At 32.4% G+C, this 7,513-nt stretch carries 7 protein-coding genes; 4 read left to right on the top strand and 3 right to left on the bottom strand.

Annotated elements, in window-relative coordinates:
- Positions 1-184: 184 nt before the first annotated feature.
- The 3 genes from ACN4EE_RS21230 to ACN4EE_RS21220 form a co-directional block, all read right to left on the bottom strand.
- A complete protein-coding gene (locus ACN4EE_RS21230; RefSeq protein WP_431708504.1) occupies positions 185-1,168 on the bottom strand; it encodes a GntR family transcriptional regulator in 984 nt (327 codons plus the stop codon).
- A gap of 179 nt (positions 1,169-1,347) precedes the next feature.
- Positions 1,348-1,785, bottom strand: a complete 438-nt coding sequence (locus tag ACN4EE_RS21225; RefSeq protein WP_431708503.1) for a CAAD domain-containing protein — start codon at positions 1,783-1,785, stop codon at positions 1,348-1,350.
- 265 nt (positions 1,786-2,050) lie between these two features.
- On the bottom strand, positions 2,051-2,785 hold the full coding sequence (locus tag ACN4EE_RS21220) for an energy-coupling factor ABC transporter ATP-binding protein (RefSeq protein WP_431708502.1): 735 nt from the start codon (positions 2,783-2,785) through the stop codon (positions 2,051-2,053).
- Positions 2,786-3,012: 227 nt separating this feature from the next.
- Between ACN4EE_RS21220 and ACN4EE_RS21215 the strand changes: the two genes are divergently transcribed.
- The 4 genes from ACN4EE_RS21215 to ACN4EE_RS21200 all read left to right on the top strand — a co-directional run bounded on the left by ACN4EE_RS21215 (position 3,013) and on the right by ACN4EE_RS21200 (position 7,436).
- Positions 3,013-3,609: a DDE-type integrase/transposase/recombinase gene (locus ACN4EE_RS21215; RefSeq protein ID WP_431708501.1), complete on the top strand. Its 597-nt coding sequence runs from the start codon at positions 3,013-3,015 to the stop codon at positions 3,607-3,609.
- A gap of 3 nt (positions 3,610-3,612) precedes the next feature.
- The gene (locus ACN4EE_RS21210; protein ID WP_431708500.1) at positions 3,613-4,863 is read left to right on the top strand and encodes an O-antigen ligase family protein; all 1,251 of its coding nucleotides are present in this window, start codon (positions 3,613-3,615) and stop codon (positions 4,861-4,863) included.
- 131 nt (positions 4,864-4,994) lie between these two features.
- A complete protein-coding gene (locus ACN4EE_RS21205) occupies positions 4,995-5,711 on the top strand; it encodes a class I SAM-dependent methyltransferase (protein ID WP_431708499.1) in 717 nt (238 codons plus the stop codon).
- Positions 5,712-5,963: 252 nt separating this feature from the next.
- On the top strand, positions 5,964-7,436 hold the full coding sequence (locus ACN4EE_RS21200) for a glycosyl hydrolase family 57 (RefSeq protein ID WP_431708498.1): 1,473 nt from the start codon (positions 5,964-5,966) through the stop codon (positions 7,434-7,436).
- Positions 7,437-7,513: the final 77 nt, after the last annotated feature.

The raw sequence follows: 7,513 nt of genomic DNA, 5'->3' as shown, positions 1-7,513 counted from the left end.
CAAAATAAAAATATTTTATCTAAAGATATTCCTAAACGATGCTCTATTTTTTCTTGAATATTATTCATTATTTATTCTAAGAGGAATAGCAATGAATTAAAAATTAACAACTATTCACTATTCACTATTCACTATTCACTATTCACTATTCACTATCCTCATCAAAATACTTTTTAAGCACACCCTAGATAGTGCCTAACTCTCTTTTTAACAGTTCGATCGATTTTTCCCCAATATAACTATTGCTACAGATAATTTCAGGAGGGCGAATCAAATCCTCTTGTACTTCCTTGAGAGTATTTTTTACCATCAAATAACTATGAGGATCACAAATAATAGTATAAGCACTGCGTAGCAAATTTTTTAACCTGCGTGGATTATTACCTTGAGCGGTTATCACAGTAATATCATTTCCCCTTAAACTATGGGCTAAAATTTCGGCTACCCTCAAAATACCAGCACTTAAACTAACAATCCCTAAACAATAATCTTGGGGTAACTTTTTGATAATTTGTAACTCTTGTTTATAATCATAAATATCAATGGGAATAACCCTCGTAAACTCAGGATTAACTAACTCTAAAACCTGATGAATGAAATAACGACTGGTAACAATAGTAACCGAACTATTTTTTTCTAATACTAAATTTAGTTCTTCCATAGGTACTAATTGTATGGGAATCATCAACGCTTTTTCTAACTCCAAAACCATTAATTTCCCTGTACTTAAATCTGAAAGGGGTACAGTGACTAAAAGTAAGGCACTGCATCGCAAACGCCAGTGAATTTCTTCTAAAAATAGTTGTTTAATTTGTCCTAAGTTACATCCTTGTTGCAAAAGACGATCGATCGAATCCGTGATAATTTTTTCGGCTTCGGGATAGGATTCTAATAAAGAAGAAGGAGTCTTAAGGGAAGTTTCTTTCTTTTGATGTTTCACATATATACCAGAACCTGCGATCGATTCCACTAAGCCTTTCTTTTCCAATTGTTTATAAACCTTACTGACAGTATTGCGATGAAGCCCTGTTAACATTGCTAATTGACGAGTGCTAGGTAAACGATGCCCCGGCGGATATTGACGAGATGCGATGGCAAACTGAAGTTGATCACTTAACTGTTGTGAAGGAGTAATTTTGCTGTGAGGTTCGATACGAAAGTGAAACATAAATAGGGGGTGGAGAAAAAGTCTCTGAAGAAGGCAGATGGCAAGAGTTTTAACCTTATAGGGGTTGCTCAAAAAATCTTTTGATGGAGATAGGCAAAAGGCAAAAATAATTTGGCAATATCATCTCTATTTTTCATTTTTCATTCTTCATTCCTAATTGCTAATTCCTCATTCAAAATTTACTGACTTTTTCCGCCTAATACTTGTTTTTTCAAGCTGTCAAATTCAGAAAATAACTCTTGACGGGTGGAAGCCTTGAGTAAATAACGGGCAACAAACCAAGCACTATATCCTAATCCTACTAATTCTAAAACAGAGGATAATAAAGGAATATTGTCGATCGCATCTAAAACAGATAAAGTGACATAAACGGTAATAGTGGCAGTGATGATTAAACCAAAGGTAGTTAAAGGTTGTTTATAATCAGAGAAAAAGTTACCCAAGGTATCGGGCAATTTAGCTAAATAATCAACAACTACATTTACCCATTCTTGCCAATCAGCATCTCCAGAAGAAGACACGGGAGAAGTAGCAGTGGTGATAACACCGGCAACATCATCGTTAAAAGCGGAGGACTCTTGAGTTTGTGTTTCTTTTTCGTAACTTTGGGATTCCATAGAAAATATCTCCTAATATTAATTTTTCAGATTATTCTGTCATTGTTTAGAATCATTACTTAATTTAGCGATTTTTTTCCTAATTTACAATTATCTTTGTGTAACGTCTTTCTTTTTAGAAAATATTTTTAACTTTCATCTCGAAAGAAGTTGTACTTCACAAAATAAAAATACTAAGCTAGAAGGCATCCAAGTTTACTGATAAAGACAGGCAACAGGCAAAAGTTAATATAGCAATCCTAAATCATTTAAACTTAGGTTAATTCTACCTGTCCACTTGACTCTTCGTTATTTTTAAAGACGGGGGAATTTCTAAGTTATTTTCTCTCATTAAATCTTCATTACTCATAATCTGCCTAGGGTTGCCATCTCCAACTATTTTACCTTGATTGATCACTAAAACTCGATCGCACACCTCCAAAATTAACTCTAAATCATGGGAAGATATTAAAATAGTTTGAGCAGAAGATTGTAAAAAATTAATTAATCTACGTCTTGCTTTTAAATCCAAATTAGCGCTAGGTTCATCATATAAAATAATTTGAGGATTCATGATTAATACTGAAGCGATCGCAACCATACATTTCTCCCCCCCCGATAACTCATGGGGGATTCTATTTTCTAAATGGGTAATTCCAGTTGCTTCTAAAACTTCCTTTAATTTTTGTTCTATTATATCTGGAGAAAAACCTAAATTTTCCGCCCCAAAAATAATATCATCTCTCACGGTAGGAGAAAAAAGTTGATCATCAGGATTTTGAAAAATTAAGCCAATTTCAGGATAAAAATTACGAGGAATAATAGTTTTTTTTAATAATTTAATTTCTCCCTTTTGAGGCGTTAAAACTCCGCAAATAGATAAAAATAAAGTCGTTTTTCCTGCACCATTTGCTCCAATTAAGCCTACCTTACTTTTTTCCTCTACTGTTAAAGATAAATTATCAAATACTGTTTTATTATTATATTGAAAACCTAACTCTTTTATAGATATAGCAATCATGGAATGTAAAATTTAGTATGTAGAATTTAAAGTTAATATATCGCAATCCTGTTAAAGTTATGAAATTTTGATAATATTAAAAATTAATTAACTATTTAAAATTAACAGAATTTACCAAAAAAATGAAAATAAAAATTTCTTTTATAGATAACCAAAAGTTAATAATTATGGTATCATTAAACTGAATATAATGATAGAAAAAATCTGGTCAATGAGGTAATTTAAACATGAGAAATATAAATCATGATCCTTGGGAGCAAATTAAAGAGGAAATAATCTTATTATGTATTCAGTGGTATCTGACAGAAAGATTAAGTTATTCTCAATTAAAAATGGTAATGAAACAGAGAGGTTTCAAACTTGATCCACGCACGATTAACAATCTTGTTACTGAATATTCTACTTTAGCAATGAAACGCTTTAAGGAAACAGAAAGGCGAAGAAAAAGGGGTTGGAGAATGGTACAAATTCCTTTTAAAATGAGGGGCAAAAAACGCTATTTATATCGAGCTGTAGATGCTCAAGGTAATACTTTAGATTTTATTATTATGGCAAGAAGAAGCAAGGAAAAAGCTAAACTTTTTTTTGAAAAAACTATTTCTAAAAATCCTCACAATACTTCCAATACTTCTAACAAAATTTTATCTAAGAAGGAAAAAGTGTCAATTCAATATAACGATATTTTTAGTAAAATTATTATCATTATTGTACTTTCTTCTTTGGGAATATTTGTTTTTAATCAAGTTGCTAAATATACAGAAAAAAATAATGCTCCTCAAAATAATTCTTCTCAAAACTTTAATCTTTCTATCCTCAATATATAAACAATGTTATTAAAATTCGATCGAACTTCTCCAGATTTGGAATTAAATTTATTATTTATTACTATTTTAATTTTACCTTTTCAAACGTTTTTCGGCATTCTTATTTTACTATTTATTGTCTATAGAGTATGGACTAAAAATTATGGTTCGATCGTCAATGATAGATTAACTTATTATTTCATAATCTTAACAGGATTTATGATGATTTCCTGTGTTTTTGCCTATAAATCAGGGGAAGCATGGTTAGGAATGGTGCATTTTTTGCCATTTTTTTTCGTGTTTTTAGGGTTAAGAACTTTAATCACTAATTACAGTCATTTATATTATCTAATCTTACCCATTATTTTTAACTCTATTCCTATCGGTATTTTAGGTATAGGAGAAGTAAAATTAGGTTGGAAAACACCCTATTTTATTTATAAAAGTTTAGGATGGCAATTAATTCCCTATGGCACACCAGAAGGGCGAATGTCTTCAGTTTTTCCCCATGCAAATCCTCTTAGTTTATATTTATTTACGGCTTTATTTTTTGGATTAGCCTTATTAATTGATAGATGGAAAAAGAATCAATTTGGTAAGATAAATATAGTTATTTTATTAACAATTTTACTTAATATTGTTTGTTTAATCTTGACGAGTTCCCGTAATGGTTGGCTGGTAAGTATAATAACTTTTGTGGTATTTTCTCTGTATTTTCGTTCCTATTTTATCTTAATATTATTAACAGTTAGTAGTGCTTTAATAAGTTGGGCATCCTTTGGTAATTTACCAGCACAATCTTTATTAAGAAATATTATACCGAGTTTTTTTTGGCAACGATTATCCGATGAAATGTATCCCGATCGACCTTTAGCTACACTAAGAACTACACAATGGGATTTTTGTCTTGATTTAATTCAAAATCGACCTTTTTTTGGTTGGGGTTTAAGAAATTTTAGCATTTTATACGAAGAAAAAACAGGGCTATATTTAGGACACCCCCACAACTTTTTTTTAATGATAAGTGCCGAAACAGGATTAATTACTCTACTCATGATGCTGTTTATTATTGGAAGTATTTTTTGGGGAGGAATAGTAACTTTAATTAAAGATAAATCGGAGAAAAAAGAAGGACTTATTTTATTTAGTTATTTAGTTATTTTTAGCGGTTATGCCATATTTAATTTATTTGATGTAACCATTTTTGATTTAAGATTACATATTTTAGCTTGGATAATATTAGCTTCTATTTCTGGAGTAACTAAAAACTCTTAGTACAGTACAAAAAAGTCAAGAAAAAGGAAATAAAAACTAAAGATTCTGTTATATTATGGTTAAATCTGTTTAGGTAAGCTATCACGCCTTATTCTAAGCTCAATTACTTTTAATTTTATCATCTTATATCTATGGAATCACAAGAATTATTGACAGAAATCTCGAAAATAAAATATTGGCATCATCATTTTGACTTTGGCAATGGCATAGAAACAAAACAAGGTAAAGAAGGTAAATTTTGCCGTAAATTTCAACAATGGATTTTGAGTGGTATTCCAGAAAATTTAACCGATAAAACCGTTTTAGATATTGGTGCATGGGATGGATTTTATTCCTTTTCGGCAGAAAAAAGAGGAGCAAAAAGAGTTTTAGCCACAGATTCTTTCATTTGGCAACAACAAGAATTATACGGTTTAGATCATAATTTTTGGCGTGATTTTGGAGCAGGAAAACAAGGTTTTGAATTAGCTAGAAAAATATTTAATTCTCAAGTTGAAGACTATAATATTGATGTTTTAGAATTAACTCCCGATAAAATAGGTACTTTTGATGTTGTGTTATTTTTAGGGGTTTTATATCACATGAAATATCCCCTTTACGCCCTCGAAAAAGTAAGAAGTGTCACCAAAGAATTATTAGTTTTAGAAACCCATATTAGCTTATTTTTTAGCTTATTTCCACAACCCTTAATGCGATTTTATCCGACTAATGAATTAAGCAAAGATGTCACAAATTGGACAGGACCAAATATCGCTTTAGTCAAATCTTGGTTACTTACCGCAGGATTCAAAAAAGCCGAATTAGTCAAATGGCGTAAAGATAGAGCTATTTTTCACGCATGGTGTTAACCTTTCTATTTTATATAGGTTTGTAGTAAGCCTTTTAAGGTTTATTCAGCAATGGCTAAAGCCATCACTACAAACTTTTTATGACAATATAATAAGAAGAGTTAAGTTTTATGAAGAAAAATAAAAAATCTGAAATTAACTTATTAAATCTTAGAAAAAATGTTGCTAAAACGTAAGGTAAAATAAAGATTAAAAGAGATTGTTATCAATAACTTAATCTCTTGCATAATTACGAAATAAAATTAAATATTTATGATTGCTACAGCAGAATCGAAAACCTTTGCCACAAGTACCGCTCATCTTCCTCCTATCTGCGGTTCGGAAGCAAAAATCTCCGCCTTAGTTAACAATAATGATCCAGTATATTTACCTAATACTAACCTAAAATTAGATCATATAAAATCTGGATTTGCTTGTGCGTTACATATGCACCAACCGACTATTCCCGCAGGGCATAATGGCTCATTAATCTGCAATTTAGAGCATATGTTCAATAATCAAGGAGATGGTGATAATCACAATGCTGGGGTTTTTGCATGGTGTTATAGTCGCATGGGAGAATTTATCCCTCAATTAGTTGCTGATGGTTGCAATCCTCGCATCATGTTGGATTACTCTGGAAATTTGCTCTGGGGTTTACAACAAATGGGGCGTAATGATGTCCTTGATAACCTCAAAAAACTCGCTTGTGATGCGCAGTATCAACCCTATGTAGAATGGTTGGGTACAATGTGGTCTCATGCTGTAGCTCCTTCCACTCCTATTCCCGACTTAAAATTACAGATTCAAGCATGGCAACACCATTTTGGGGCTATTTTTGGGGAAGAAGCGTTATCCAGAGTAAAAGGTTTTTCACCCCCTGAAATGCACCTACCTAATCATCCTGACACTCTTTTTGAATATGTCAAAGCCTTAAAAGATTGTGGTTATCGTTGGTTGTTAGTACAAGAACATACAGTAGAACGTCCAGATGGTTCAGGATTACATCATGAACAAAAATATGTACCTAATCGTTTAGTGGCGAAAAATTCCCGTGGCGAAACTGTCAGTATCACGGCTTTAATCAAAACTCAGGGTTCGGATACTAAGTTAGTGGCACAAATGCAACCCTATTATGAAGCCAAAACTTTAGGCAAACAAGACATAGGGGGAGTCTCTATTCCTTCCTGTGTCAGTCAAATTGCGGATGGTGAAAACGGCGGAGTGATGATGAATGAGTTTCCCGGTGGTTTCCTTCCTGTGTGGCATGACATCAAAAATAATGGTGATGTGGTTGGTTTTAATGGTACTGAGTATCTGGAGTTAGTGGAAGCTAGTGGCGTTAATCCCGAAGATTTCCCCGTGTGTCAACCAGTGGGACAACATAAAATTTGGGCAAAAGTAGGGGATAATTTTACTCCTGCTACAGTAGAAAGTGCCATCGAAGACTTAAACAAAAATGATCATCAATTCCATACAGATGGTGCATCATGGACTAATGATTTAAGTTGGGTAAAAGGTTACGAGAATGTTCTTGAACCCATGAATAAATTAAGTGCTATGTTTCATCAAAAGTTCGATCGACTGGTAGCAGAAGACCCTACAGTTACACAACGTCCTGATTATCAAGAAGCCTTACTTTATAACTTGTTAGTACAAACAAGCTGTTTCCGTTATTGGGGGCAAGGCACATGGACAGACTACGCGCGTGAATTATATCGTCGTGGCGAAGAACTTTGTAAATAATGAGTAATGAGTAATGAGTAATGAGTAATGAGTAATGAGTAATGAGTAATGAGTAATGAGTAATGAGTAATGAGTAA

Origin of the sequence: Geminocystis sp. CENA526 (genome assembly GCF_050753365.1) — a bacterium.
Lineage (GTDB): Bacteria > Cyanobacteriota > Cyanobacteriia > Cyanobacteriales > Cyanobacteriaceae > Geminocystis.
Note: the sequence above shows the minus strand (reverse complement) of the source record. Positions and strands in the feature narration are given on the sequence as shown.